The organism is Sphingomonas sp. BK345 (assembly GCF_014193845.1).
In the GTDB taxonomy this organism is placed as follows: domain Bacteria; phylum Pseudomonadota; class Alphaproteobacteria; order Sphingomonadales; family Sphingomonadaceae; genus Sphingomonas.
The window spans coordinates 570,616-594,723 of record NZ_JACHZX010000002.1 but is presented as its reverse complement, the minus strand read 5'-3'; the positions used below and the strand labels follow the sequence as shown (position 1 = coordinate 594,723).

25 protein-coding genes and 1 tRNA gene are annotated in these 24,108 nt (G+C 70.0%); 12 read left to right on the top strand and 14 right to left on the bottom strand.

Translation table 11 applies throughout. The features are described from left to right. The first annotated feature begins 130 nt into the window (after positions 1 to 130). The 5 genes from purL (at position 131) to FHY03_RS07905 (ending at position 6,849) form a co-directional block, all read left to right on the top strand. Positions 131 to 2,347: a phosphoribosylformylglycinamidine synthase subunit PurL gene (purL, locus tag FHY03_RS07920; protein ID WP_183929886.1), complete on the top strand. Its 2,217-nt coding sequence runs from the start codon at positions 131 to 133 to the stop codon at positions 2,345 to 2,347. A 255-nt stretch (positions 2,348 to 2,602) separates the two neighbouring features. Continuing rightward, on the top strand, positions 2,603 to 3,787 hold the full coding sequence (locus tag FHY03_RS07915) for a DUF418 domain-containing protein (protein WP_183929884.1): 1,185 nt from the start codon (positions 2,603 to 2,605) through the stop codon (positions 3,785 to 3,787). A 76-nt stretch (positions 3,788 to 3,863) separates the two neighbouring features. Beyond that, complete coding sequence (locus FHY03_RS21010; protein WP_132909171.1) at positions 3,864 to 4,034, top strand: bacterioferritin-associated ferredoxin; 171 nt, start codon at positions 3,864 to 3,866, stop codon at positions 4,032 to 4,034. Positions 4,035 to 4,133: 99 nt separating this feature from the next. Continuing rightward, positions 4,134 to 4,649 carry a bacterioferritin gene (gene bfr / locus FHY03_RS07910; protein ID WP_183920586.1) on the top strand — a complete coding sequence of 172 codons (516 nt, stop codon included), beginning with the start codon at positions 4,134 to 4,136 and terminating at the stop codon, positions 4,647 to 4,649. A 559-nt stretch (positions 4,650 to 5,208) separates the two neighbouring features. Then, positions 5,209 to 6,849 carry a methyl-accepting chemotaxis protein gene (locus FHY03_RS07905; protein WP_183929882.1) on the top strand — a complete coding sequence of 547 codons (1,641 nt, stop codon included), beginning with the start codon at positions 5,209 to 5,211 and terminating at the stop codon, positions 6,847 to 6,849. Between the two features lie 34 nt (positions 6,850 to 6,883). Here the strand turns inward: FHY03_RS07905 and FHY03_RS07900 are convergent, their stop codons facing one another. The 8 genes from FHY03_RS07900 to FHY03_RS07865 form a co-directional block, all read right to left on the bottom strand. Further along, positions 6,884 to 7,297 carry an Hpt domain-containing protein gene (locus FHY03_RS07900; protein WP_183920588.1) on the bottom strand — a complete coding sequence of 138 codons (414 nt, stop codon included), beginning with the start codon at positions 7,295 to 7,297 and terminating at the stop codon, positions 6,884 to 6,886. Positions 7,298 to 7,365: 68 nt separating this feature from the next. Further along, positions 7,366 to 8,730 (bottom strand): ribosome biogenesis GTPase Der, encoded by a 1,365-nt coding sequence (gene der / locus FHY03_RS07895; protein ID WP_183920589.1) that lies wholly within the window; start codon positions 8,728 to 8,730, stop codon positions 7,366 to 7,368. A gap of 263 nt (positions 8,731 to 8,993) precedes the next feature. Continuing rightward, positions 8,994 to 10,316 carry a PQQ-like beta-propeller repeat protein gene (locus FHY03_RS07890; RefSeq protein ID WP_183929880.1) on the bottom strand — a complete coding sequence of 441 codons (1,323 nt, stop codon included), beginning with the start codon at positions 10,314 to 10,316 and terminating at the stop codon, positions 8,994 to 8,996. Next, positions 10,313 to 11,053, bottom strand: coding sequence for a tetratricopeptide repeat protein (locus FHY03_RS07885; RefSeq protein ID WP_183920591.1), 741 nt, complete (start codon positions 11,051 to 11,053; stop codon positions 10,313 to 10,315). The genes FHY03_RS07890 and FHY03_RS07885 overlap by 4 nt, the downstream gene beginning before the upstream one ends. 88 nt (positions 11,054 to 11,141) lie before the next feature. Then, positions 11,142 to 12,020, bottom strand: coding sequence for a 3-methyl-2-oxobutanoate hydroxymethyltransferase (panB, locus tag FHY03_RS07880; RefSeq protein WP_183929878.1), 879 nt, complete (start codon positions 12,018 to 12,020; stop codon positions 11,142 to 11,144). Positions 12,021 to 12,042: 22 nt separating this feature from the next. Next, entirely contained in the window at positions 12,043 to 12,456 is a 414-nt protein-coding gene (locus FHY03_RS07875) for a hypothetical protein (RefSeq protein WP_183929876.1), read from the bottom strand. 5 nt (positions 12,457 to 12,461) lie between these two features. Continuing rightward, entirely contained in the window at positions 12,462 to 12,806 is a 345-nt protein-coding gene (locus FHY03_RS07870) for an ArsC family reductase (RefSeq protein WP_183929874.1), read from the bottom strand. 106 nt (positions 12,807 to 12,912) lie between these two features. Then, positions 12,913 to 12,989 (bottom strand) — tRNA-Pro (locus FHY03_RS07865). 181 nt (positions 12,990 to 13,170) lie between these two features. Between FHY03_RS07865 and yajC the strand changes: the two genes are divergently transcribed. The 4 genes from yajC (at position 13,171) to FHY03_RS07845 (ending at position 16,543) form a co-directional block, all read left to right on the top strand. Then, the gene (yajC, locus tag FHY03_RS07860) at positions 13,171 to 13,509 is read left to right on the top strand and encodes a preprotein translocase subunit YajC (protein WP_183920595.1); all 339 of its coding nucleotides are present in this window, start codon (positions 13,171 to 13,173) and stop codon (positions 13,507 to 13,509) included. Position 13,510: 1 nt separating this feature from the next. After that, complete coding sequence (gene secD, locus FHY03_RS07855; RefSeq protein ID WP_183929872.1) at positions 13,511 to 15,112, top strand: protein translocase subunit SecD; 1,602 nt, start codon at positions 13,511 to 13,513, stop codon at positions 15,110 to 15,112. 73 nt (positions 15,113 to 15,185) lie between these two features. After that, a complete protein-coding gene (secF, locus tag FHY03_RS07850; protein ID WP_183920597.1) occupies positions 15,186 to 16,157 on the top strand; it encodes a protein translocase subunit SecF in 972 nt (323 codons plus the stop codon). Then, complete coding sequence (locus tag FHY03_RS07845) at positions 16,157 to 16,543, top strand: Mth938-like domain-containing protein (RefSeq protein WP_183920598.1); 387 nt, start codon at positions 16,157 to 16,159, stop codon at positions 16,541 to 16,543. The genes secF and FHY03_RS07845 overlap by 1 nt, the downstream gene beginning before the upstream one ends. A gap of 124 nt (positions 16,544 to 16,667) precedes the next feature. Here FHY03_RS07845 and FHY03_RS07840 read toward each other — a convergent pair whose 3' ends face one another. The 6 genes from FHY03_RS07840 to FHY03_RS07815 form a co-directional block, all read right to left on the bottom strand. Continuing rightward, positions 16,668 to 17,306: a trimeric intracellular cation channel family protein gene (locus FHY03_RS07840; RefSeq protein ID WP_183920599.1), complete on the bottom strand. Its 639-nt coding sequence runs from the start codon at positions 17,304 to 17,306 to the stop codon at positions 16,668 to 16,670. A gap of 7 nt (positions 17,307 to 17,313) precedes the next feature. After that, entirely contained in the window at positions 17,314 to 17,697 is a 384-nt protein-coding gene (locus FHY03_RS07835) for a PaaI family thioesterase (RefSeq protein WP_183929869.1), read from the bottom strand. Beyond that, entirely contained in the window at positions 17,694 to 18,143 is a 450-nt protein-coding gene (locus tag FHY03_RS07830) for a PaaI family thioesterase (protein WP_183920601.1), read from the bottom strand. Before FHY03_RS07830 ends, FHY03_RS07835 begins: the two co-directional genes overlap by 4 nt. 174 nt (positions 18,144 to 18,317) lie before the next feature. Then, a complete protein-coding gene (locus FHY03_RS07825) occupies positions 18,318 to 19,049 on the bottom strand; it encodes an SDR family NAD(P)-dependent oxidoreductase (RefSeq protein ID WP_183929867.1) in 732 nt (243 codons plus the stop codon). A gap of 5 nt (positions 19,050 to 19,054) precedes the next feature. Further along, positions 19,055 to 20,512 (bottom strand): amidophosphoribosyltransferase, encoded by a 1,458-nt coding sequence (gene purF / locus FHY03_RS07820; RefSeq protein ID WP_183920603.1) that lies wholly within the window; start codon positions 20,510 to 20,512, stop codon positions 19,055 to 19,057. Between the two features lie 174 nt (positions 20,513 to 20,686). Next, positions 20,687 to 21,721 carry a histone deacetylase gene (locus tag FHY03_RS07815; RefSeq protein ID WP_183929865.1) on the bottom strand — a complete coding sequence of 345 codons (1,035 nt, stop codon included), beginning with the start codon at positions 21,719 to 21,721 and terminating at the stop codon, positions 20,687 to 20,689. Between the two features lie 58 nt (positions 21,722 to 21,779). Between FHY03_RS07815 and FHY03_RS07810 the strand changes: the two genes are divergently transcribed. From FHY03_RS07810 to FHY03_RS07800, 3 genes are all read left to right on the top strand, one after another. Next, positions 21,780 to 22,781 (top strand): alpha/beta hydrolase, encoded by a 1,002-nt coding sequence (locus FHY03_RS07810; protein WP_183929863.1) that lies wholly within the window; start codon positions 21,780 to 21,782, stop codon positions 22,779 to 22,781. 97 nt (positions 22,782 to 22,878) lie between these two features. Further along, positions 22,879 to 23,679, top strand: coding sequence for a uroporphyrinogen-III C-methyltransferase (gene cobA, locus FHY03_RS07805; RefSeq protein WP_183920606.1), 801 nt, complete (start codon positions 22,879 to 22,881; stop codon positions 23,677 to 23,679). Beyond that, positions 23,676 to 23,972: a DUF2849 domain-containing protein gene (locus tag FHY03_RS07800; protein ID WP_183929861.1), complete on the top strand. Its 297-nt coding sequence runs from the start codon at positions 23,676 to 23,678 to the stop codon at positions 23,970 to 23,972. The genes cobA and FHY03_RS07800 overlap by 4 nt, the downstream gene beginning before the upstream one ends. Positions 23,973 to 24,108: the final 136 nt, after the last annotated feature.

Below are 24,108 nucleotides of genomic sequence, written 5' to 3'. Positions count from 1 at the left end.
CTGTCGCCAAGCGCTTCGAGACGGCACGTCGACGAGCTCAGTGCCGCCTCGGCACGAACGGTGCGTTGGGCGTGCTGTCGAACCCACACCGTCTGGCCACCGCGGCGCACAGCCGCTATGCGCCGCGGCCATGACCGCCATCACGCCCGAGATCGTCGCCGAGCACGGCCTGTCCCCCGATGAATATGAGCGCGTGCTCAACGCGCTGGGCCGCGAGCCCAACCTTGTCGAGCTCGGCATCTTCTCGGTGATGTGGTCGGAGCATTGCAGCTACAAATCGAGCCGCATCCACCTCAAGAAGCTGCCGACCGAGGGCGCGCAGGTGATCTGCGGTCCGGGCGAGAACGCGGGCGTGGTCGACATCGGCGACGGCCAGGCCGTCATCTTCAAGATGGAGAGCCACAACCACCCGTCGTACATCGAGCCGTATCAGGGCGCGGCGACGGGCGTCGGCGGCATCCTGCGCGACGTCTTCACCATGGGCGCGCGCCCGGTGGCGAACCTCAATGCTTTGCGCTTCGGCCGGCCCGACCATCCCAAGATGCGTCACCTGATCTCGGGCGTGGTCCACGGCATCGGCGGCTACGGCAATTGCGTCGGCGTGCCGACGGTGGGCGGGGAGGTGAACTTCCACCCCGCCTATGACGGCAACATCCTCGTCAACGCGATGACCGTGGGCGTCGCCGACACCGACAAGATCTTCTACTCGGCCGCCTCGGGCGTCGGCAATCCGATCGTCTACGTCGGCAGCAAGACGGGACGCGACGGCATCCACGGCGCGACCATGGCCTCGGCCGATTTCGGCGAGAACTCGGACGAGAAGCGACCCACCGTCCAGGTCGGCGACCCGTTCACCGAGAAATTGCTGATCGAGGCGTGCCTCGAGCTGATGGCGTCGGACGCGATCGTCGCGATCCAGGACATGGGCGCGGCGGGGCTCACCTCCTCCTCGGTCGAGATGGCGAGCAAGGGCGGCGTCGGCATCGAGCTGGTGATGGACGACGTGCCCCAGCGCGAGACCGGCATGACACCGTACGAGATGATGCTCTCCGAATCGCAGGAGCGCATGCTGATGGTGCTCAAGCCCGGCCGCGAGGATTTCGCGCGCGCGATCTTCGAGAAGTGGGAACTCGATTTCGCGGTAATCGGTCATGTCACCGACACCGGGCGCATGGTGCTCAAGTGGCGTGGCGAGACGGTGTGCGACATCCCGCTCGCGCCGCTCGCCGACGACGCGCCGCTATATGATCGCCCGCACGTCCCGACGCCGCCCGCCAGGGCGCTGGTCAACATCCCCGATTGCAAGGACCCAGCGGCCGACCTGCTCGCGCTGATGGCCTCGCCCGACATCGCCAGCCGGCGCTGGATCTGGGAGCAATACGACCACATGGTCGGCGCCGACACGGTGCAGCGCCCGGGCGGTGACGCCGCGGTGGTGCGCGTCCACGGCACCGACAAGGCGCTGGCGATGACGACCGACTGCACCCCGCGCTACTGCTTCGCCGACCCGGTCGAGGGCGGCAAGCAGGCGGTGGCCGAGGCGTGGCGCAACCTCACCGCGGTGGGTGCGACCCCGCTCGCGATCACCAACTGCCTCAACTTCGCCAACCCGCAGCGCCCCGAGATCATGGGCCAGATCACCGGCTGCCTCGACGGCATGGCGCAGGCGTGCCGCGCGCTCGACTTCCCGATCGTGAGCGGCAACGTCAGCCTTTACAACGAGAGCAAGGCGACGGGCGGCGGCTCGGCGATCCTGCCGACACCCGCGATCGGCGGCGTCGGGCTGCTCAAGGAGTGGCAGAAGAGCGCGACGATCGCGTTCAAGCAGACCGGCGACGTCATCGTCGTGGTCGGGACGCGCCGCGGCGATCTCGGCCAGTCGCTGTGGCTGCGCGAGCTGCACGGGCGCGAGGAAGGGCCGCCGCCGCGCGTCGACCTGGAGGCGGAGCGCCGCACCGGCGACTTCATCCGCGCGCAGATCGACGCGGGGCATCTCGGCGCGGTGCACGACGTTGCCGACGGCGGGATCGCGGTGGCGATCGCGGAAATGGCGCTGGCGGGCAACGTCGGCGCGATGATCGATCGCGCCTTGCCGTACGACACCGCCGCCGCGCTCTTCGCCGAGGAGCAGGGCGTCTATGTCGTGACAGTGCACGACCATGCTTTGCTCGACTTCCTCCAGGCCGCGCTCGACGCCGGCGTGGAGGCCGAGCCGCTCGGCCGCACGATCGGCACGCGCGTGATCTTCGAGCTGCGCGAGGGCGATTATTGCGTGCCGCTCGACCAGCTGCGCGCCGCGCACGAGGGCTTCTTCCCCAAGCTGATGGCGGGCGAAGCGGCGATCTGAGGAGATCCTCCGCGCTCGCGGAGATGGTCGTGCAGGTCGCCATGTCCCCCGGACATGGCTGGTATTGCCGGGGGCAATTCCACCTGCAGGGCAGCCGAGGGCTGGTGGAGGAGGGCTCCACGAGCGCTGCGCTGCGCGGAGAGCCCCCTCCACCACCGGCCTGCGGCCGGCGGTTCCCTCCCCGTGCCGGGGAGGAATAAGTCCGTCCTCACCAACGTTGCCAGCCCCGCGCCGCGCGCCTAGCACGCCATCGCCATGTCCTACGCCAACCGCCTCGCCGCGCTCGATATCCTGCGCGGCGTCGCGGTGCTGGGGATCACCGTCGCCAACCTGCCCGGCTTCGCGCTGCCGCAGGCGGCCTATTTCACCCCGCTCGCCGCCGGCGGCACCGGACCCGCCGACCTCACCGCCTGGGCCCTCACCTTCGTGCTCGTCGAGGGCAAGATGCGCGGGCTGTTCGCCGCACTGTTCGGCGCCTCGCTGCTTCTCGTGGTGGAGCGCGCCGACGCGGCGGGGCAGAACGGCGCCGCGGTCCACCTCCGCCGCATGGGCGTGCTTTACCTCATCGGTGCCGCGCATCTGTACCTACTGTGGTACGGCGACATCCTCCACCATTATGCCCTGGTCGGCGTCGCCGCGCTCCTGTTCGTCCACGCGCCGGCCCGTGTCCTGCTGCTCGCCGCCATGGCCGCGCTGTTGGTGGCGACGATCGGCGGGATTGGCCTGGTACAGGCCGCCGCGCTGCCCGCCTCGCGCGCCGCGCTGGAGCAGAGCTTCGGCCGTCCACCCGCTCCGCTGCTGGCGAGCGAGATCGCGGCGCTGCGTGGGTCGCTGGCGGACGGCATCGCATGGCGCTGGCGACATGACGCCGGCGCGCTCGGCGGGTTGCTCGCCAACGGGCCGGAGACGCTCGGCTACATGCTGCTCGGCATGGCGGCCTATCGCAGCGGCTTCGCCACCGGCGCCTGGTCGCGCCGCCGCTACGTCGCGGTCGCGGCACTGACCTTGCCACTCGGGCTGGCGGCCCAGCTGGCGCTCGCGCGCCACGGCATCGCACGCGGCTTCGCGCTCGAGGCGGTGCTCACCGCCTCCTTCGCGCTCGGGCCGCTGATCCATGCCCCGATGGTCGCGGGCTATGCCGCGCTGCTGCTCCGCTGGCTGCCGGGAACGCGCTCGGGCGAGCGGCTCGCCGCGCTGGGGCGCAGCGCGCTGAGCAACTATCTGCTGTCGAGTCTCATGCTCGCCGCGGTCTTCTACGGCTGGGGACTGGGGCAGTTCGCGCGTTGGGGCCGCGCCGAGGCCTATGCGCTGCTGCCGCCACTCTGGGCGCTGCTTCTGCTATGGTCGCCACTCTGGCTCGCGCGCTTCCATTATGGACCGGCGGAGTGGCTCTGGCGGTCGATCGCGCGCGGCAAGGTCCAGCCGCTTCGCCGCCGCTAGATGCGAACGCGTCTCATTTCCCTTGCGAGCCGTTCTCAACTCGGGTAGATCGAGTCGCAGCCGGGAAGGAGACCGCATGGTCGTCTGCGTCTGCAATGCCATCAAGGAGTGCCAGGTGCGCGAGGCTGCGCGATCCGGTGCTGCCACCCCCTGCCAAGCCTATCGCTGCCTCGGGCGCTCGCCGAAATGCGGCCAATGTGTTCAATTTGCTCGCGCAATCATCGATGAAGAACGTGCGGCTGCGTAGCGGTCGCAGCAAATAGTCGCCGTCGCGCGACGGACTTTCAGCTTCCTTCCTCCCCCATTCGGGGCTATCGCCGTGCCGTTCCGGATAGTGGAGACTGGCATGAAGGGCGATCCCAAGGTCATCGAGTTCCTCAACGAATCGTTGAAGAACGAACTGACCGCGATCAATCAATATTGGCTGCACTATCGCCTCTTCGATCACTGGGGCGTCTACAAGCTCGCCGCATTCGAGCGCCACGAATCGATCGACGAGATGAAGCACGCCGACTGGCTGGCCGAGCGCATCCTGTTTCTCGACGGGTTGCCCAACTTCCAGTTGCTCGGTCGTCTGCGCATCGGCGAGACGGTGGAAGAAGCGCTCAAGGCCGATCTCGCGATGGAGATCGAGGCGGTCACGCAGCTCAAGGCGGCGGTCGCTTACTGCGAGGAGGTCAAGGACTTCGTCAGCCGCGAGTTGTTCGCCAACATCCTCGCCAGCGAGGAAGAGCATGTCGACACGCTCGAGCGCCAGTTCGAGATGATCGAGCGGATGGGTATCCACAATTACATCCAGCTCAACTCGGTGAGCGAGCATGACAAGCCCGAGAGCGGCGCGGCACCTTACCTGAAGGGATGAGGCTCATCTCGCGCTGGCTCCGGTTCTGAGGTTGATCACCACGACTGCCGAGAGGGAAAACGTTCCCACCAGCAACACCATGGCGGGTGGCTCGCATCGACGAGGGCGGCGCGCCGCCCGCCTTGGTCGCGAGCCGCGCCGGCCGATCGCGACGCTCGTCCCCTTGCGCTCCCCCATCGACCTCGATCACGATCGCGCCAGCCGATCAGCGTGGCGCTGGTCAGGCGATCATGCGCGACGTGATCGCTGTTCCGGGAGTGCTCCGGCCGACACGTGTCCCTTCTCCGCTCGTCCTCCCACTTACCTCGAAGAACCGTTTGAGCCGAACGGTGTGGGCAGGTGCTTCTCGATCGACGCATGTGCTGCTCCGCCGTCCGTCACGCAGCGGTCTTAATCCGGAGCAATCTTTTCCGGCTGGATCGACGGCGCGGAGAGACATGCGTCTATAATGGAGCAGACCAACGTCGCGGTCGCGCGTGCATGACCTGCTTCCAGCGGCGCCCTGCTCTAAACCGCGCCTCTGTCCGCGAGACCAATGTCGTCCTAGCAGGACTTATGAATGAGGATCTCGACCAAGCTTTTCCTGTTGATCGGACTGGCGGTCACGACGCTATCAGGCCTGAGCCTTTTTACCTTGGGCCGGATCGACAAAGTCTATTTGTCCGCGTCGAACGCCAAGAATGTGATCCTGCCGAAAACGGCGATGCTGTACGACATCCGCTTCACGCTGTTACGTTATCATACGACCACCATCCGAAAGATCGTCGCCACCGATCCGCTCGAGCAGGCGAGCCTCGACGACGAGTTCGTCGAGATGGACGCCGCCTTGCCGAGGTTACTGCGATCATACCGCGCGACGATCCAGTCCGAGACCGAGGCCGTGGCATTCTCCGCGCTGATGGACAGTTGGAACCGCTATCTCGCGGCGCGCAAAGGGATCGTTGATGCCTTGTCGCGGGGCGACCGTCGAGCGACGGTGGCGGCGGTGGCGCCCGCGCGAGACGCGCTGGTGGTGGCGTTCGACAGGCTGAGAACCGTCATTCATATCAAGGATGAGGCCGCGGCCGAGGATGCAAGCCGGGCGGCCGCCGCGTACGATGCGGCATGGAGCGTCACGCTGGCGGTGGCGTTGGCCGCGACCGTGACGATGATCGCGGCAGGGCTGTGGACGCTGCGCAGCATCACCGTCCCGATCGACGCCGAGGTCGCGGCGATGCAGCGGCTGGCGCTGGGAGATCTGGCGATCCACGTAGACGGCATCCGACGCCGCGACGAGATCGGCGAGCTCGCCAGGGCGCTGAACGGCGTCATCGTCAACCTCACCGCCACCGCCGAGATCGCGCGAGCGGTCGCGGCGGGCGACCTGGCCATCTCGGCGGTCCCGCTATCGGATCGCGACACGCTGGGGCTTGCCTTGCAGACGATGGTCGCCAGGCTGCGCACCATCGTCGCCGAGACAATGACGGCAGCGGCCCACGTCGCCACGGGGAGCCGACAATTGTCGCAAGCGGCACAACGTCTGGCAGAGAGCTCGAACGAACAGGCGGTGGCCAGCGAGCAAGCCTCGGCATCGATGGAGCAGATCGCCGCCAACGTGAAGCAGACCGCGCACAACGCCGGCCAGACGCGAGAGATCGCACGGCGAGCGGCGGAGAAGGCTGAGGCGAGCGGCGCCGCGGTGAAGACGGCGGTGGACGCGATGACGAGGATCGCGCGCGAGACGTCCGTCGTCCAGGAGATCGCCCGCCAGACCGACCTGCTGGCACTGAATGCGGCGGTGGAGGCGGCACGGGCCGGCGAGCACGGTCGCGGCTTCGCGGTCGTGGCGGCTGAGGTGCGCAACCTGGCCGAGCGATCGCGCACCGCCGCCGTCGAGATCGGTCTGCTCTCGCAGGAAACGGTCACGACCGCGAAGGACGCGGGCACCATGCTGTCGACGCTGGTGCCCGACATCGGCCGCACCGCCGAGCTGGTCGGCCAGATCACCGCCGCGTGCCGTGAGCAGGATCTCGGGACCGGCCAGATTAACCAGGCGATCGGGCAGTTGGACAGCGCCGCGCAACAGACCGCCGCCGGATCGGAACAGATCGCCGCGACGTCGCGCGCGCTGCTCCGCCAGGCCGAGCAGTTGCAGGCCTCGATCGCCTTCTTCGGGGCCGGGCCGATCGATCCAGACCGTCGCACGGTGAGTACCGGCTGATCACATCCTGCCGCAGATGACGCCCCCTCGCGCGCTACGCCACTCGGCGCCCGAACCCACCTGGCCGCCGCACCGCGACGGGCGCGGCGCCCTCGCTCTCCAGCACGGCGAGTGTGCGCAGGAACAGCGGGCGCAGCGCCACCACGTCCTCGATCGCGTCCTGCGGCGATTCATGGTGTTCAACGCAGGCGCGCGCGTGATCCTCGATCTTCTCGGCGAGCGTGGCGAGCACGTTGGCACCGAACTGGCGCGCCTCGCCCTTGAGCGTGTGGGCCGGGATGACCAGCGCCGCGGCATGGCCCTTGCGCATCGCGTCCTCAAGCGCGCTCAGCGACTTGATGCCATCCTCGCGGAAATAGCCGAGGATACGCGCGAAGCCGGTGCCCAGCTCGGCGCGCGCGCGCGCGAGTGCCGCGCGATCCACCAGTTGCTCCGCCTCTGCCGCCATGCGCCGCCTCCTCTTTTGCGCGCAAGCACTTAGCGCCCGAGAGGTAAAGAGGAGGTAAGCGCTCCGGCTCAGCTGCCGCCGAACGGATTCTTGGGTGCGCGCAGCATCAGCCGCACCGGCACCGCGCCGAAGCCGAGCTCGCGCCGTATCCCATTGATGAGGTAACGCTGGTAGCTCATCGGCAGCTCGTCGACGCGCGTGCCGAACAGCACGAAACCCGGCGGGCGCGTCTTGGCCTGGGTGAGATAGCGCAGCTTGATGCGTTTGCCGCCAGGCGCGGGTGGCGGGTTCGCCTCGATCGCGCGCTCGAACCAGCGGTTGAGCTCGCCGGTGCCGACGCGGCGCGACCACGCCTCGCGCGTCGCGAAGGCGGCGCCGATCAGCTGGTCGATCCCCTTGCCCGTCGCCCCAGAGACCGCGAGCAGCGGCACGCCGCGCACCTGCGCCAGCCCTTCGTCGAGCGCGGTGCGCACGCCGTTGAACAGCTTCGAGGGGTCCTCGGCGACGTCCCATTTGTTGAGCGCGATCACCAGCGCGCGCCCCTCTTCCAGCACGCGGTCGGCGATGCGCAGGTCCTGCGATTCCAGCCCCAGCGTGGCGTCGAGCAGCAGCACCACCACCTCGGCGAAATCGACCGCGTGGAGCGCGTCGGCGACCGAAAGCTTCTCCAGCTTATCCTGCACCTTGGCGCGCTTGCGCATGCCCGCGGTGTCGATCAGGCGGACGTCGCGCGGGCCCTCGGGGCCGTGCCACACCCAGTCGATCGCGATCGAGTCGCGCGTGATCCCCGCCTCGGGGCCGGTGATCATCCGATCTTCGCCGAGGATGCGGTTGACCAGCGTCGACTTGCCCGCGTTGGGGCGCCCGACGATGGCGAGCTTGAGCGGCGCGTCGGGGCTCTCGTCGTCCTCCGCCGCCTCCTCCGCGTCGAGCGTCTCGAGGTGCGGCAGCAGCGCCTCGAACAGGTCGGCGACGCCCTCGCCGTGCTCGGCGGAGAGCTGCACCGCGTCACCGAAGCCGAGCGACAAAGCCTCGATCAGCCCGGCCTCGGCGGCGCGCCCCTCGGCCTTGTTGCCGACCAGTACGATCGGGGTGGAGGCGCCGCGCAGCCAGCGTGCAATCTCCTCGTCGAGCGGCACGATCCCGGCGCGCGCGTCGATCATGAAGAGCGCGACGTCCGCACTATCGACCGCGGCCTGGGTCTGGCGGCGCATGCGACCCGGCAGTGTGTCAGGATCCTCGTCCTCATAGCCGGCGGTGTCGATCACGCGGAAATCGAGCCCGAGCAGATGCGCGTCGCCCTCGCGGCGGTCGCGCGTCACGCCGGGGCGATCGTCCACCAGCGCCAGCCTCTTGCCGACGAGGCGGTTGAACAGCGTCGACTTGCCGACATTGGGGCGACCGACGATCGCGACGGTGGGGAGACGGGACATGGGACGGGGACCTAGCGGGCTTCGAACGAGTGAGCCCCTCCCCTTCAGGGAGAGGGGTTGGGGTGGGGCGCTTCCCCCAGCAACGCGCTCGCGGCGACGCCCCACCCCTGCCCCTCCCCTGGAGGGGAAGGGAGTTCAGGCCGCTCTACTCATTATTGGGTTAGATGGATAGCGAGCCGTGTTCCTGCGCATGCGGGAACACAGCGTCAGGTAGCATCCGTGGTTCGTGGCCGTGAGTTCCCGCTGACGCGGGAGGACGAGGATCACCGCCAGGCGGTGATCACGCCCTTCTCGTCGAGCGTGTACAGCGTCTGGTTGGCGACGGTCGGGGCGAGCGAGAAGCTGTCGCCGGCGCGGATGGTGGTCTGCACCTTGCCATCGGCGACCGACAGCGCGACCAGCTCGCCGCGCGAGTTGGTCAGCCACAATTTCTCGCCGGCGAGCACCGGCCCGAACCAATTGTACGGGTCCGAGCGCTTCTCCTCGTTCTTGTAGGCGCGCAACTGGCTGATCCAGCGGATCTTGCCGTTGGCGCGCGACAGGCACACCAGCCGCGCGTCATCGGTGACGACGAAGATCCACTCGCCCGCGATCCACGGCGTGGAGATGCCGGCGAGGTTCTGCTCCCACAGCCGCTGGCCGGTGGCGAGCTCGAGCGCGATCATGCGGCCGCCCTGCCCGATCGAGTAGACGCGGCCGTCCTCGATCACCGGGTCGGCGTCGATGTCGGCGAGGCTCGACACCGAAGTGGTGATCGAGGTGCGCGACAGCGCGTCCTGCCACAAGGAGCGGCCGTTCTCATAGCGATAGGCGTTCAGCTCGCCGCTGGAGAAGCCCGCCACCACGGTGCCCGAGCTCGCCGCCGGCGCGGCAACGCCGAACACGCCCTGCGTCTCGAGGCTCGCGGTCTGCGTCCACACCACCTTGCCGTCGGCCTGGTTGAGCGCGACGATCTGATTGTCCTGGCTCAGCACATAGACCTGGCCGTTGGCGATCGTCGGCGCGCCGCGCAGCGGACCGCCCGGCTTGGCGCGCCACAGCACCGCGCCGTCGGCGGCATTGGCGGCGATCACATCGCCCAGCCCGTCGGTGGCATAGACCTTGGCGTCGTCATAGCTCACCCCGCCGCCGAAGCGAGCGGCGCGATTCTCGTCGCCCTCCGTGATCGCGTGAGTCCACAGCTTGGCGCCGGTGTCGGCGGCGAAGGCGTTGATCACACCGTCGACGTCGACCACGAACAGCTTGTTCTCGGCAATCACCGGCATGGCGGCGAGCCGCGCGCGGTTGCTGCCACCGTTGATCTCGGCGCTCCAGCTCTTCGCCGGCGACGCGGCGAGCAGCAGGTGCCCCATCGACTTGGCCGCGCTGCCGCCCGGCTGGGTCCAGCCGTCGTTGGGGGCCGGGGTCGGCAGCGTGACCTGGACGTCGGCGAGCCCCTTGTCGATCTCGGCCGGGTTCTCCGACACCAGGATCGGCACGCGCTGGCCGACCGTGGGCGTCTTCTTGGGCGCGCTCTTGAAGATGCCGCAGCCGCTCAGCCCCACCAACGCGGCGATCGCCACGCCGGTCGCGAACCTCGTCCTCATCGCTTGCTCACACCTTCATCCTTGGCCCGCGCGGCAGGCGCCTGGGCGTTCTTGGCCGGCGCGGTCGGCGCCTTGGTCTCCAGTACGCCCGCCATCTGAACCGCACGTTGACGCAGCGAGCTGGGCACGCCCGAGTCAGCGGCGATGCGCGCGAAGGTCTGGCCGGCGAGATCGCGCCGCCCCTCGCGCAGATAGGCCGCCGCCATCAGCTCGCCCGCGCTGCCGAGCCACGCCCCGCCCGTCACCGCGAGCGGACGCATCCGCTCGACGATCACCTGCGGCTGGAGCTGGTCGAACTCGGCGCTGGTCTGGCGGATCACCGCCAGATCGCGGAACGGTTGCGCCAGCGAGGCGTCGGCGGCAATCTTGGCGAAGGCCGCCGCGGCGCCGCGCAGATCGTCCTTCTGCAGCAGCACGTCAGCCTGGGTGAAGCGCGCGGCGGCGCGATAGCCGTCGCGCGACGACTCGCTCAGCGTGGCGAGCGGCGCGGCGGCCGCCTTGGTATCCTGCGCGGCGAGCGAGTCGAACGCCTGCTGTAGCTGCTCGCCCTCGCGCTCGGCCGCGACCGTCTGGCGGTGCTGCCAGAACAGGAAGGCCGCGAGCGCGGCGAGCGCCAGCACCACGGCGGCGATGATCGCCCGGCCGTAGCGCTTCCACACGTGGATCGCCTGGTCGCGGCGGAGCTCGTCGTCGACCTCGCGCAGGAACGCTTCATTGTTTTGCGGCGTCAGAGCCACCGATCACTCCGGGCTGAAGGGGAACCGCCGCGCTGTAGCGACTCGGTCGGCGCGAGGAAAGAGCGGCAACGCCCGGCCGCGTCCCGGTTCACTCCTTGGGCGCGTAGACTTGGTCCGCGCCGGGGAAGGCGCGCGCGCGCACCTCGTCGGCGAAGGCGGTGACTCGCTCGGCGACATAGCCCGCCATGTCGCCGTAGCGCTTGACGAAGCGCGGTGTCCGCTCGAACAGCCCGAGCATGTCCTCGGCGACGAGCACCTGGCCGTCGCACGCGGCGGAGGCGCCGATACCGATCGTCGGCACCGCGACGCTGTTCGTGATCTCGACTGCGATCGGCTCGACCACGCCCTCGATCACCACGGCGAACGCGCCGGCCTCGGCGACCGCGCGCGCGTCGCCGACGATCTTGGCGGCCTCGGCGGCGCTGCGCCCGCGCGCGCCATAGCCGCCCAGCGCGTTGACTGCCTGCGGGGTGAGTCCGACATGGCCCATCACGGGGATACCGCGCTCGGCGAGGAAGGCGACCGTGGGCGCCATCGCGCTGCCGCCCTCCAGCTTCACCGCCGCCGCGCCGCTCTCCTTGAGCAGCCGCGCCGCGCTCTCGAACGCCTGCTGCGGCGACGCCTCGTAGCTGCCGAACGGCATGTCGACGACGACCAGCGCATGGTAGCTGCCGCGCACCACCGCGGCAGCATGCGCTGCCATCATCTCGAGCGTGACGGGAACGGTGGAGGGAAGACCGTAGATCACCTGCCCCAGGCTGTCGCCGACCAGCAGCATGTCGCACTGCGGGTCCATCAGCTGCGCCATGCGTACGGTATAAGCGGTGAGCATCACCAGCGGCTCGCCCTTGCCCGCCGCGATCGCGGCCTTGCGCTGGCGGATCGCGGGGACGGTGAGCCGCTTCATCGGCGCGGCGACCGGCGTGGCGCGGCTGGTGGCGGAGTCGATCGTGAAGGTGGTGGACATGCGCCCTGCTACTCCGGCGCGCTCACCCGATCCAGCCGCGCCGCGCGGCGAGATGCGCGAGCTGGAGCGCGACCGCGCCGACCAGCAGGATCAGCAGCGGGAAGAAGAGCGTCCCCGCCCCGCGCCGCGCGAGCAGGTCGGTCATCGCGAACAGCCAGCCGAACTGGATCAGCGCCGCCACCAGCGACACCGTGAGCGCGGGCACCGCGATGCGTCGGCGCACCACCATCGCGAGCGCGCCGACGAGCAGCCCGAAGCTCGCCACCGCATAGTCGAGCCAGTACCAGCCCGGCAGCGCGGCGAGCAGCGCGCGGTCCATCGGATCGGCCGCCCCGCCCGCGCCCGCCATGAGCTGGGTGACGCAGGCATAGGCGGAGAGGGCCGACCAGAGCAGCAGCACGCCGACGAGCAGCCGGTACCAGCGCGGCGCGCGCACGCGGCTCAGCCGAACAGCGCGGCGTAGCGCTCGGGCTTGAAGCCGAGCTCCACGCCGCCGCCATGGACCAGCACCGGCCGCTTGATCATCGCGGGCTGCGCCAGCATCAGCGCGCTCGCGCGCGCCCGGTCGAGCCCGGCGCGATCCGGCTCGGGCAGCTTGCGGAAGGTGGTGCCGGCGCGATTGAGCAGCGGCTCCCAGCCGAGCCGGTCGATCCAGGAATCGAGCAGCGCGGGATCGAGCCCGTCCTTGCGGAAGTCGTGGAAGGTATGAGCGACCTGGTGGTCGGCGAGCCATTGCCGCGCCTTCTTCACCGTGTCGCAATTAGGAATGCCGTAGAGCGTGATCATGCGCCCGCCGTGACACCGCCGTGCATCGATGGAAAGTGCGGTCTGACGCTCGGCGGCGCCGCGAACGCCGTCTCGTCCGCTGCCGCCGATCCGCTCTGTCCGAAATTGGTCGGGGCGACAGGATTCGAACCTGCGACCCCCACACCCCCAGTGTGATGCGCTACCAGGCTGCGCTACGCCCCGACCGAGGGGGCGCCTCTACGCGCGGTCGCCGGCCATTGCAAGCGGCTAGGCGCGGTCCGCGGCGGACGGCGCATGCACCGTGGCGGGGCGAGCGTCTGTTGCGCGCACGCCCCGGCGATGATAGCGGCAGCGGCTTCGTGCGGCCGGGTTTCGGCCGCCCCAATGTCATGCACGGAATCCGATGCTCATTCCTCCCGCTTACGCGCAGACGGCCGGTGGCGCCGCCCAGGGCGGCGGCCTCGCCGGCTTCATCAGCCTGGCGCCGCTCCTGCTGGTGTTCGTCGTCTTCTATTTTCTGATGATCCGGCCGCAGCAGAGCCGCATGAAGTCGCTCCAGAACGCGATCGCCGCGGTCAAGAAGGGCGATTCGGTCGTCACCGCGGGCGGCCTGGTCGGCCGCGTCACCAAGGTGGAGGAGGGCTTCGTCGAGGTCGAGATCGCGCCCAACACCCGCGTCCGCGTCGTCAAGGCGACGCTGGCGGAGGTGACGCCGCTCGGCGGCAAGCCGGCGAACGACTGAGATGCTGGACTTTCCCCGCTGGAAAGTGACCGCCATCTGGCTCGTGCTGGCGGTGCTGGCGTCGCTCTCGATCCCCAGCTTCCTGCCCGATCGCGTCACCCAGGGGCTCGGCTTCGCGCCGCCGCAGATCAACCTCGGGCTCGACCTCGCCGGCGGCAGCTACCTGCTGCTGGAGGCCGACACCAACGGCCTGGCCGCGGCGCGGGTCGAGGCGATGCGCGAGCAGGTGCAGACCGAGATGCGGCGACAGACCCCGCGCATCGACATCGGCGAGATATCGAGCCGCAACGGCCAGCTCTCCTTCCTGCTGCGCGATCCCAGCCAGGTAGATGCCGCGCGCGAGCGGCTGCTCCAGATCACCGGCACCGGCGCCGGCATGACGGGCCAGCGCCAGTGGGACATCCAGGTCGTCGACACCAGCCGCTTCGTCCTGACGCCGACGAAGGCGGGGCTCGACCAGGCGATCAAGACCGCGATGAGCGACACGGTCGAGGTGGTGCGCAAGCGCATCGACGCGCTCGGCACGCGCGAGCCGACGATCATCGGCCAGGGCACCAACCGCATCGTCGTCCAGGTCCCCGGCCTGCAGGATCCGCAGCAGCTCAAGGCGCTGGTCGGCAAGACCGCCAAGCTCGAGTTCAAGCTGGTCGACATCAACGCCGACCCGCAGGCGCTCGCCAAGGGGGAGGCACCCGCGGGCGACCAGATCCTGCCCTACCCCGGCAACCCTGGCGGTATCCCGCTGATCGCGGTCAAGCGCCAGGCGATCATCACCGGCGACATGCTGAGCGACGCGCGCCAGGAGTTCGCGCCGGAGACCAACGCGCCACAGGTGGCGATCACCTTCGACAGCCAGGGCGGTCGCCGCTTCGCGCAGGCGACCAAGGAGAATGTCGGCCGGCCGTTCGCGATCGTGATCGACAATCAGGTGATCTCGGCACCCAACATCAACGAGCCGATCCTCGGCGGCCGCGCCTCGATCAGCGGCGGCTTCACCGTCGACAGCGCCAACCAGCTCGCGATCGCGCTGCGCTCGGGCAAGCTCGCGGTCGACCTCAAGGTGGTGGAGGAATCGACCGTTGGCCCCGATCTCGGCGCCGATTCGATCCGCGCCGGCATTCTCGCCTCCGCGGTGGCGGTGGCACTGGTGGTGGCGTTCATGCTCGTCACCTACGGCCGCTTCGGATTCTACGCGAACCTCGCCGTCGTCATCAACGTGTTCGTCATCCTCGGCGTGCTCGCGCTGATCGGCGGCACGCTGACACTGCCCGGCATCGCCGGCTTCGTGCTGACGATCGGTACCGCGGTGGACGCCAACGTGCTGATCAACGAGCGCATCCGCGAGGAGCGCCACCGCGGGCGCGGGGTCGTCCAGGCGGTCGAGCTAGGCTACAAGGAGGCGAGCCGCACGATCTTCGAGGCAAACGTGACCCACGCCATCTCCGGCATCATCATGTTCCTGCTGGGCTCCGGCCCGGTGAAGGGCTTCGCGGTGGTGCTGCTGATCGGCATCGCCACCAGCGTGTTCACCGCGGTGACCTTCACGCGCATGCTCGTCGCCGGCTGGCTGCGTCGCAACAAGCCCAAGACGATCAACATATGAGGGCGGCGACGCTCGCCCGCGGGCTCACGATGATCCTTCGCACGGCACCCGCTCTCCGCGGTGACGAGGTACTATGAAACTGCTCAAGCTCGTCCCCGACGACACCAACATCGACTTCGTCCGGCTGCGCGGCGTCGCCTTCGCGCTGACGCTGCTGCTCAGCGTGCTCGCGGTCGGCCTCACCGTCTACAAGGGCCTCAACTTCGGCGTCGACTTCGAGGGCGGCCTGATGATCGAGGAGAAGTTCGCGCAGCCGCCCGCGATCGAGGCGGTGCGCGCCACGGTCGATTCGCAGGGGCTCGGCGAGGCCAACATCCAGCCGATCGGCGACGGCAAGACGCTGACGATCCGCCTGCCCGTGCAGAAGGGCGGCGACGAGGGCGCCACCAACGCCGCGGTGCGCAAGGTGGAGGGCGCGCTCGCCGCCAAATTCCCGGGCAGCACCTTCCTCCGCTACTCGACCGTGTCGGGCAAGGTGTCGGACGAGCTGATCCGCAACGGCGTGCTCGCGGTGGTGCTGGCGATCCTCGGCATCGGTTTGTTCGCGATCTTCCGCTTCGAGTGGCAGTTCGGCGTCTCGACGATCGTCGCGATCGTCCACGACCTGCTGATGACGCTCGGCTTCTTCGCAATTACGCGGTTCGAGTTCGATCTCAACATCGTTGCCGCGGTGCTGACGATCATCGGCTATTCGATCAACGACAAGATCGTGATCGACGATCGCATCCGCGAGAACATGCGCCGCTATCGCAAGATGGACATGCGCGAGATCATCAACTTGTCGGTGAACGAGACGCTGCCCCGCACGGTGATGACCTCGGTGACGATCCTGCTGGCGCTGCTGGCGCTGCTCTTCCTCGGCGGCCACGTGCTGCGCGGCTTCACCGCGGCGATGATCCTGGGCATCGTGGTCGGCACCTATTCGTCGATCTACGTCTCGTCGTCGCTGCTGATCTCGCTCGGCCTGCGCGCAGAACCCGAGGGCGGCGCCACGCCGAAGCGCGGCGGCATGGAGAATGCCGAGCGCGTCGGACCGCGCAGCTGATGCGGATGGACCGGGAGCGGCCGGCGCCGGGGCCGCTGGTTCGCGGCTTCGGTGCGGGCGGCTACCGGGTCGACGCACCCGATGGGACGATGGGAGTCTACCCCGCGCTGCTGCTCACCGCGACGCGCGCCGACAATTGGTCGCCACCGGCCTTGGAAGCGCTCGACGAGATCGCGCTGGCGCCGCTGCTGGACGGCCCGATCGAGTTCCTACTGCTCGGCACGGGCGATGCGCTCCGCCGCGCCCCCAAGGCGCTGGCCGTGGCGCTGGACGCCCGCGGGATCGGGATCGAGGCGATGGACAGCCGCGCCGCCGCGCGCGCCTGGGGCGTGCTGCGCGCCGAGGAGCGCCAGATCGCCGCGGCACTCTACCCGCTGGACTATTGAGCGTCGCCGCCCTCAAGCCTGTTTCGTATCGCGCGGGGCAGGTGAGCGCGGGACGGCTGGCGATTGATTGTCCGTCGCGTCAATTGGAGCACCTGAATACGCGGCTGATCCATCGGCGATCAGGTCAGTCCCGCTCCCCATAGGCGGGCAGCGCCAGCTTCCAGCGGATCGCGGCGGCGCGCAGCGCGAAGCCCGCACTCGCCGACACGCTCGCCGCGACCAGCGGCGGCACGCCGAGCTGACGCAGTGCGACGTGCAGCCCCGCCGCCAGCGCCGCGGCGGTGACGTACAGCTCGGGACGCATCAGGATCGAAGGCTCGCCCGCGAGCACGTCGCGGATGATGCCGCCGACGCAGCCGGTCACCACCCCCATCAGTGCGGCGGGCACCGGCGGCACGCCATAGCCCAGCGCCTTGGCAGCGCCGTACACCGCATAGGCGGCGAGCCCGACCGCGTCGAACCAGTCGAGCGCGGCGCCGCGCCACCAGCGCTCGGGCGTTGCCCAGATCACCGCCGCCATCACCAGGCACACCGCGGCGACGCGCGCGTCATGCACCCAGAACACCGGCGCGCCGATCAGAAGGTCGCGCACCGTGCCCCCGCCCACGCCGGTGACCAGCGCGAAGAAGGCGAGCGTCACCGGCGTCTGCGCGCGCCGCGCCGCCGCCAGCGCGCCCGAGGCGGCGAACACCGCTATCCCGGCGACGTCGAGATAGGGCGCGAAGGCCGGCAGCAGCACCGCGGGCTCGAGCGGCGGGGTCATCGCGGGCCTAGTCGCGCTCGATCAGATAGTTCATCCGCGCCGCCGCGATCGGGCGGGCACGATCGTCCTGCCACGCCACCGCCTCGACGTTGGCGACGCGCGTGCCCAGACGCGTGATCGCGCCCGCCGCGCGGGTGACGTGATCGCGCCCGCCGCGCATGAAGTCGACGGTGACGTTGATCGGCTTGACGCGCGCGCCGCCCTCCTCCGCCAGCGCGTGGCGCAGCGCGGCGATCGCGGCGACCTCGAGCAGCCCCGAGATCGCGCCGCCCTGAAGGAAGCCCGGTCGTCCGACGACATCCTCGCCGAACGGCATGACGATCAGCGGCGCGCCGTCGGCGCCGAACTCGAGCGTCGCGCCGAGCAGCTCGGCATAGGGCGGGAGAGTCACGGCGCCACCTTTGGGTAGGTGCCGCTCGGCACCATGAAGGTGGCCGCGACATGCGCCACTGGGTCGGCGAGATCGCCGTCGTGCGCGATGCCGCGGGTGAAGGCGATCGAGCGCGCCACGCGCAGGCACTCGGCGCGCCCGATCACGGTCTGGCCGGGGCGCGCCGGGCGGAGATAGTCGATGCGCAGGTCGAGCGTGGCGTGCGGCGCGAAGGCGGCGATGCGCTGCCAAACCGCGATGCTGGTCGCCACGTCCATCAACGCGATGATCGGCCCCGAGGCGAGCACGCCGCTGTCCTCGTCGCCGATCAGGTCCGGCGAGAAGGGCAGCGCGAGCTCGACCCAGTCGGGTCCGCGATCGTGGTAGCGGATGCCCAGCCTCGCGCTGTGCCCGCCGAAGTTGCGGCTCTGGAGCGCCTTGAGCGCGGCGGCCGGGTCGAGGTCCATGGCCCAGCGTCTACACGCGCGGCGGCGCGGTGCAACCGGGGCGTGGGCCTGGCCGGCCGATCCGCGCTGGGGCGAGCGCAAGGTCGAAAACTCACCCTCTTCCCCCGCGTGAATTTGGAGCCGTTCCAGGATCAATCGTGGCGCCTACCGGGTGACGGAGGCGCCTGCGGCCGGTCAGTCCGTCCGCGGAAGACGAGTGGACAGGCTTCCCTCGCGGTGGTTCGGCTCGAACCCGTCGATCGCCAGCGCCGCGATCCGCGCCGCGACCGCCTCGGGCGGCCTGACCGACGCCGGGTCCTCGCCCGGATAGGCGCGCGCGCGCATCTTGGTCCGCGTCGCGCCCGGGTCCAGCACGGCGACGCGTACCCTGCTCACCTCGGCCATCTCGTCGCCATAGGCCTCGAGCAGCGTCTCGAACGCGGCCTTGGACGCGCCATACGCGCCCCAATAGGCGCGCGGCGTGCGCGCCACCGACGAGGTCACCCCGATCACCCGCGCGCCCGCCGAGCGGCGCAGCATCGGGTCGAACGCCTGGATCATCGCCACCTGCGCGGAGACGTTGAGCGTCAGCACCTGCGCCAACTCCTTCGCGTCGATCGCAGGCACCGCGGCGAGCGAGCCCAGCATCGCGGCGTTGAGCACCAGCACGTCGAGCGCCTCCCATCGCTCGCCGATCGCGCTGGCGAGCCGCGCGATGGAGTCGCTCTGCGCGAGGTCGAGCGGCGCGATCGTCGCCGAGCCCCCGGCGTCGAAGATCGCCTGCTCGACCTCCTCCAGCCCAGCGGCGGTGCGCGCGGTGAGGACGACATGCGCCCCCTCCGCGGCGAGCGCGATCGCGGTGGCAGCGCCGATGCCGCGGCTCGCGCCGGTGACCAGCGCGAGCTTGTCCGTCAGTGGTTTCGTCACGACGATCAGTTCACCCGCTCGGCCAGAATCGCGAACTGGTCGACCGAACTGCTCTCGTCATGGTCGGTCAGCGTGGTGGGATAGTCGCCGGTGAAGCAGGCGTCACAATATTTCGGGCGAATATCGGCGCGGTGGCTCTCGCCCAGCGCCTTGTAGAGCCCGTCAATCGAGACAAACGCCAGGCTGTCGGCGTGGATGAAGTCGGTCATCCCGCCGAGGTCGTGCTTGGCCGCGAGCAGCTTGGCGCGCTCGGGCGTGTCAACGCCGTAGAAGCAGCTGTGCCGCGTCGGCGGCGAGGCGATGCGCATATGCACCTCGGCCGCGCCGGCCTCTCGCATCATCTGGACGATCTTGAGGCTAGTGGTGCCGCGCACGATCGAATCGTCGATCAGCACCACCTTTTTGCCCTGGATCAGCGCGCGATTGGCGTTGTGCTTCAGCTTCACGCCAAGGTGACGGACCTTGTCACCCGGCTGGATGAAGGTGCGCCCGACATAGTGCGAGCGGATGATGCCGAGCTCGAACGGGATGCCCGACTGCTGCGCATACCCGATCGCGGCGGGCACGCCCGAGTCGGGCACCGGGATGACGAGGTCCGCCTCGACCGGTGATTCGATCGCGAGCTGCGCGCCGATCTCCTTGCGCACCGAGTAGATCGAGTGATCGTCGACGATCGAGTCGGGGCGCGAGAAATACACCCACTCGAAGATGCAGGGCCGCGCCGCCAGCTTGGCGAAGGGGCGGATCGAGCGCACCTGCCCGTTCTGCACGATCACCAGCTCGCCCGGCTCGACCGAGCGCTCGAACTCGGCGCCGACCACGTCGAGCGCGACCGTCTCCGAGGCGAAGATCACCGCGTCGCCGAGGCGACCCATCACCAGCGGGCGGATGCCGAGCGGATCGCGGCACGCGATCATGCCCTCAGGCGTCATCACGATCAGCGAGTAAGCGCCCTCGATCTGCTTGAGCGCGTCGATGAACTTGTCGAGCAAGGTGCGATACTGGCTGGTCGCGACGAGGTGGATGATCGTCTCGGTGTCCGAGGTCGACTGGAAGATCGAGCCGCGCCGCACCAGCTCACGCCGCAGCCGCATCGCGTTGGAAATGTTGCCGTTGTGCGCGATCGCGAAGCCGCCGGACTGGAGCTCGGCGTAAAGCGGCTGGACGTTGCGCAGCGCGGTCTCGCCCGTGGTCGAGTAGCGCACGTGACCGCAGGCGACGTCGCCCGCGAGCGCGCGGATGATGTCGTCGCGATCGAAATTGCCCGCGACATGGCCCATCGCGCGGTGCGTGTGGAAGTCGTGGCCGTCGAAGCTGGTGATGCCGGCGGCCTCCTGGCCGCGGTGCTGCAGCGCGTGCAGCCCCAGCGCCACCAGCGCGGCGGCGCCCTCGGAGCCGGAGGCGCCGAAGATACCGCACTCCTCGTGCAGATGGTCATCGTCGAACGGGTTCGTGGTCAGCATGTGCGGAGGCTCGCCTGGTGCGCGGTCGCATATAGCGACTGTCGCGCGAATGTCATCCGGCTGCGGGCGCTTGCGGCGGAACCAGGCGGCAATTCGCGCGTGCGGGGGCACCGGGCGACCTTCGATCGCGTCAGCATTCCTGCCCTCCTCACCTCTCCGTCATCCCGGACTTGTTCAGGGATCCACGGCGCCGCGTACACCGAAGCCGCCGCTCTCGCGGGAGGGTGGATCCCGGACCAAGTCCGGGATGACGGAGGATGGTGGGGCCTGTGGGCGACCAGCAGCGGGGCGCCCGTACGCCAGTGACCCAGCTCCTCCGTACATCGCCGCCAGCCGCTCGATCACCGCGACGTGGCGCGCCGCGATCGCCATCACGTCGTCGCCGTAGCCGCCGCCCACCGTGCTCGCCAGCGGCACGCCACGCGCGAGCGCCAGACCCGCCACCAGCCGGTCGCGCCGCGCCAGTCCAACGTCGCTGAGCGCGAGTCGCCCGAGACGGTCATCGACATAAGGGTCCACCCCGCCCTGGTAGAGGATCAGGTCGGGCCGCACCTCGTCGAGCAACGGCACCAGCGTCTCCTCCAGCCGCGCCAGATAATCGTCGTCGCCGATGGCGTCGGGCAGCGCCACGTCCACCGTCGAGCACGCCTTGCGTACCGGGAAGTTCTTCTCGGCATGGATCGAATAGGTCGCGATCCCGGCATGGCCGGCGGTGAGCGCGGCGGTGCCGTCGCCTTGGTGGACGTCGACGTCGACGATCAGGATTCGCTCCGCCGCGCGCTCGGCGGCGAGCCGTACCGCCGCCACCGCGAGGTCGTTGAACACGCAATAGCCCGCGCCCGTGGTCGCCAGCGCGTGATGGCTGCCGCCGGCGGTGTTGGCGGCGAAGCCGCGCGCCAGCGCCAGCCGTGCCGCCAGATAAGTGCCACCCGGCACCAGAGCGGCGCGACGCGCCACCAGCTCGGTTACCGGAAAGCCGATGCGGCGTTCCTTCTCGCGCGGCACCGCGGCGGCGAGCACCTCCGCGACATAGTCGGGATCGTGCGTCGCTTCGAGCCAGTCGCGCGGCATCGCCGCTGGCTCGTGCCACGCCACCGCGGCGCCCCGCTCCAGCAGCAGGTCGCGGATGGCGCCGTTCTTGCCCCAGCGATAGGTGCTGCGCGCGGGTGCCTCGGTGACATAGGCGGGATGGTGGACGACCCGGATCATCCGCCTAAGATAAGGCGAGGATCGCGGCGCGCCATCGCGCCCCCGCACCGGAGCGCGCATGACCGACCGAACCCTTCCCGAGATCGAGCGGGCTCCGTTCGTCCGCCCCGACGTCGCGGCGTTCCTCACCTATCTCAACAGCGTGCCTGGTCCGAGGATGCACGAACTGCCGCCCGCCGAGGCACGCGCGGTGATGGTCGCGATGAAGGACGTCGCCGACCTGCCGCGCGCCGAACTGGCGGTGGTGCGCGACCTCACCCTTCCCGGCCCCGGCGGCGAGCTGCGCGCCCGGCTGTTCGACGCGCGCGAGACACGCGCGCCGGGCCCGGCGGTGGTGTTCTACCATGGCGGCGGCTGGGTGATCGGCGACCTCGACACGCACGCCAGCTTCACCGCCGAGATGGCGCGCCAGCTGGATCTGCCGGTGATCTCCGCCGACTACCGCCTCGCGCCCGAAGCACGCTGGCCCGCCGCCCCCGACGATGCCGAGGCGGCGGCACGTTGGGTCGCGTCCGCCCCGGAGGCGCTCGGCCGCGGCGTCACCTCGCTGGTGCTCTCGGGCGACAGCGCGGGAGGCAACCTCGCGATCATCGTCGCCGCGGCGCTGCGCGACCGGCCCGCGGCGGTGCCGGTGATCATGCAGGCACCGATCTATCCCGCCACCGACGCCAGCCGACCCTACGCCTCGTTCGACGCCTTCGCCGACGGCTATCTGCTCACCCGCGAGGGGATGATCTGGTTCAATGAGCATTACGCCGGAGACCCGCACCACCCGCGCTTCTCGCCGCTGCTCGGCGACGTCGCGGGGCTGCCGCGCGCGGTGATCGTCACCGCCGGACTCGACCCGATCCGCGACCAGGGACGCGCCTATGCCGCCGCGCTGGCGCAGGCGGGCATCCCGGTGACCTTCCGCGAGGCGCAGGGCAACATCCACGGCTTCATCACGCTGCGTCGCGCCATTCCCTCGTCGCAGGGCGATGTCGCCGGCTTCCTCACCGCGGTGCGCGCGGCCGTCAGCGAGGCCGAGGGTGAGCGCGTGCTGCGGCAGGCGGCGGGGTGAGGCCGATCCCGCCGCTGATTGCGGAAAAAGCCAGGCTAGGCACGGGACAAGCGAACAACGGTTGCGCGTCCCCCTACCCGCCGCCCATGTAGCGGGCATGGCAAGCCTCCTCGATCCCGACGCGCGCGGTCGCGTCATCCTCGTCGGTGCCGGGCCGGGCGATCCCGGCCTGCTCACCGTCCGTGCGGTGGAGGCACTGCGCCTGGCCGACGTCGTGGTTCACGACGGGCTGATCGACGACCGCGTGCTCGCGCTGGCCCCCGCGACGGCGCAGCGCATCTCGGTCGCCAAGCGCCGCGCGCGCCACACGCTGCCGCAGGAGGCAATCAACGCGCTGATCGTCGCGCACGTCCGTGCCGGCAGCGTGGTGGTGCGGCTCAAGGGCGGCGATCCCTTCATCTTCGGTCGCGGCGGCGAGGAGGTCGAGGCGGTGCGCGCCGCGGGGCTCGCGGTGGAGGTGATCCCCGGCGTCTCGGCCGCGCTCGGCTGCGCCGCCGAGGCGATGCTGCCGCTCACCCACCGCGATCACAGCTCGGCGGTCACCTTCGTTGCCGGCCAGTGCAAGGGGCTGACCGATCAGGACTGGTCGGGCCTCGCCGGCCAGGGTCGCACGCTGGTGATCTACATGGGCGTCGCCACCGCCGAGGCGATCGCGGACAAGTTGATGGCCGACGGCGTGGCGCCCGACATGCCGGTCGCGGTGCTCGAGAAAGGCACGCTGCCAGGTCGCCGCGCGCTGCGAACGCTGCTCGCCGATCTCGGCGCGATGGTGGCGCGCGAGGGCGTGGCGAGCCCCGCGATCATCGTCGTCGGCGAGGTGGTCGAGCTGTCCGACGCCGAGGACCGGCTCGCCGGCTACGCGCGCGTCGCCGAGAGCGTCGGGAGCCTCTCGGCATGAGGCTGGTGACGGGCAACGACCTGCCGACCGGCGACGTGGTCTGGTGGGCGGGCGGCGGCTGGTCGCGCCACATCGCGGAAGCGGTCGACGCGGGCGACCGCGCCGAGGCGATCGCGCGCGAGGAGGAAGCGGCGCGGCGCGTCAACGTGCCCTATGTGATCGAGGCGACCGCCACGCCCGAGGGCCCGCGGCCGGCGCATATCAAGGACCGTATCCGCGCGCTCGGCCCGACCGTGCGCACCGACCTAACGCTCAAGCCGGCCGACCCGAACGCGGGCAGCTGGGTGATATGAGAAACGATCCTCCCCGGCACGGGGAGGGGGACCGCTCGCCGCAGGCGAGTGGTGGAGGGGGCTCTCCGCGGACGATGCGCTTGCCGAAGCCCCCCTCCACCACCGCCCTGCGGGCGGCGGTCCCCCTCCCCGTACC

What these genes read in the sequence shown, in the direction of transcription:
- purL (WP_183929886.1), top strand. Translation starts at nt 131, where the DNA reads ATGACCGCCATCACGCCCGAGATCGTCGCCGAGCACGGCCTGTCCCCC.
- FHY03_RS07915 (WP_183929884.1), top strand. Translation starts at nt 2,603, where the DNA reads ATGTCCTACGCCAACCGCCTCGCCGCGCTCGATATCCTGCGCGGCGTC.
- FHY03_RS21010 (WP_132909171.1), top strand. Translation starts at nt 3,864, where the DNA reads ATGGTCGTCTGCGTCTGCAATGCCATCAAGGAGTGCCAGGTGCGCGAG.
- bfr (WP_183920586.1), top strand. Translation starts at nt 4,134, where the DNA reads ATGAAGGGCGATCCCAAGGTCATCGAGTTCCTCAACGAATCGTTGAAG.
- FHY03_RS07905 (WP_183929882.1), top strand. Translation starts at nt 5,209, where the DNA reads ATGAGGATCTCGACCAAGCTTTTCCTGTTGATCGGACTGGCGGTCACG.
- FHY03_RS07900 (WP_183920588.1), bottom strand. Translation starts at nt 7,297, where the DNA reads ATGGCGGCAGAGGCGGAGCAACTGGTGGATCGCGCGGCACTCGCGCGC.
- der (WP_183920589.1), bottom strand. Translation starts at nt 8,730, where the DNA reads ATGTCCCGTCTCCCCACCGTCGCGATCGTCGGTCGCCCCAATGTCGGC.
- FHY03_RS07890 (WP_183929880.1), bottom strand. Translation starts at nt 10,316, where the DNA reads ATGAGGACGAGGTTCGCGACCGGCGTGGCGATCGCCGCGTTGGTGGGG.
- panB (WP_183929878.1), bottom strand. Translation starts at nt 12,020, where the DNA reads ATGTCCACCACCTTCACGATCGACTCCGCCACCAGCCGCGCCACGCCG.
- FHY03_RS07870 (WP_183929874.1), bottom strand. Translation starts at nt 12,806, where the DNA reads ATGATCACGCTCTACGGCATTCCTAATTGCGACACGGTGAAGAAGGCG.
- yajC (WP_183920595.1), top strand. Translation starts at nt 13,171, where the DNA reads ATGCTCATTCCTCCCGCTTACGCGCAGACGGCCGGTGGCGCCGCCCAG.
- secD (WP_183929872.1), top strand. Translation starts at nt 13,511, where the DNA reads ATGCTGGACTTTCCCCGCTGGAAAGTGACCGCCATCTGGCTCGTGCTG.
- secF (WP_183920597.1), top strand. Translation starts at nt 15,186, where the DNA reads ATGAAACTGCTCAAGCTCGTCCCCGACGACACCAACATCGACTTCGTC.
- FHY03_RS07845 (WP_183920598.1), top strand. Translation starts at nt 16,157, where the DNA reads ATGCGGATGGACCGGGAGCGGCCGGCGCCGGGGCCGCTGGTTCGCGGC.
- FHY03_RS07840 (WP_183920599.1), bottom strand. Translation starts at nt 17,306, where the DNA reads ATGACCCCGCCGCTCGAGCCCGCGGTGCTGCTGCCGGCCTTCGCGCCC.
- FHY03_RS07830 (WP_183920601.1), bottom strand. Translation starts at nt 18,143, where the DNA reads ATGGACCTCGACCCGGCCGCCGCGCTCAAGGCGCTCCAGAGCCGCAAC.
- purF (WP_183920603.1), bottom strand. Translation starts at nt 20,512, where the DNA reads ATGCTGACCACGAACCCGTTCGACGATGACCATCTGCACGAGGAGTGC.
- FHY03_RS07815 (WP_183929865.1), bottom strand. Translation starts at nt 21,721, where the DNA reads ATGATCCGGGTCGTCCACCATCCCGCCTATGTCACCGAGGCACCCGCG.
- FHY03_RS07810 (WP_183929863.1), top strand. Translation starts at nt 21,780, where the DNA reads ATGACCGACCGAACCCTTCCCGAGATCGAGCGGGCTCCGTTCGTCCGC.
- cobA (WP_183920606.1), top strand. Translation starts at nt 22,879, where the DNA reads ATGGCAAGCCTCCTCGATCCCGACGCGCGCGGTCGCGTCATCCTCGTC.
- FHY03_RS07800 (WP_183929861.1), top strand. Translation starts at nt 23,676, where the DNA reads ATGAGGCTGGTGACGGGCAACGACCTGCCGACCGGCGACGTGGTCTGG.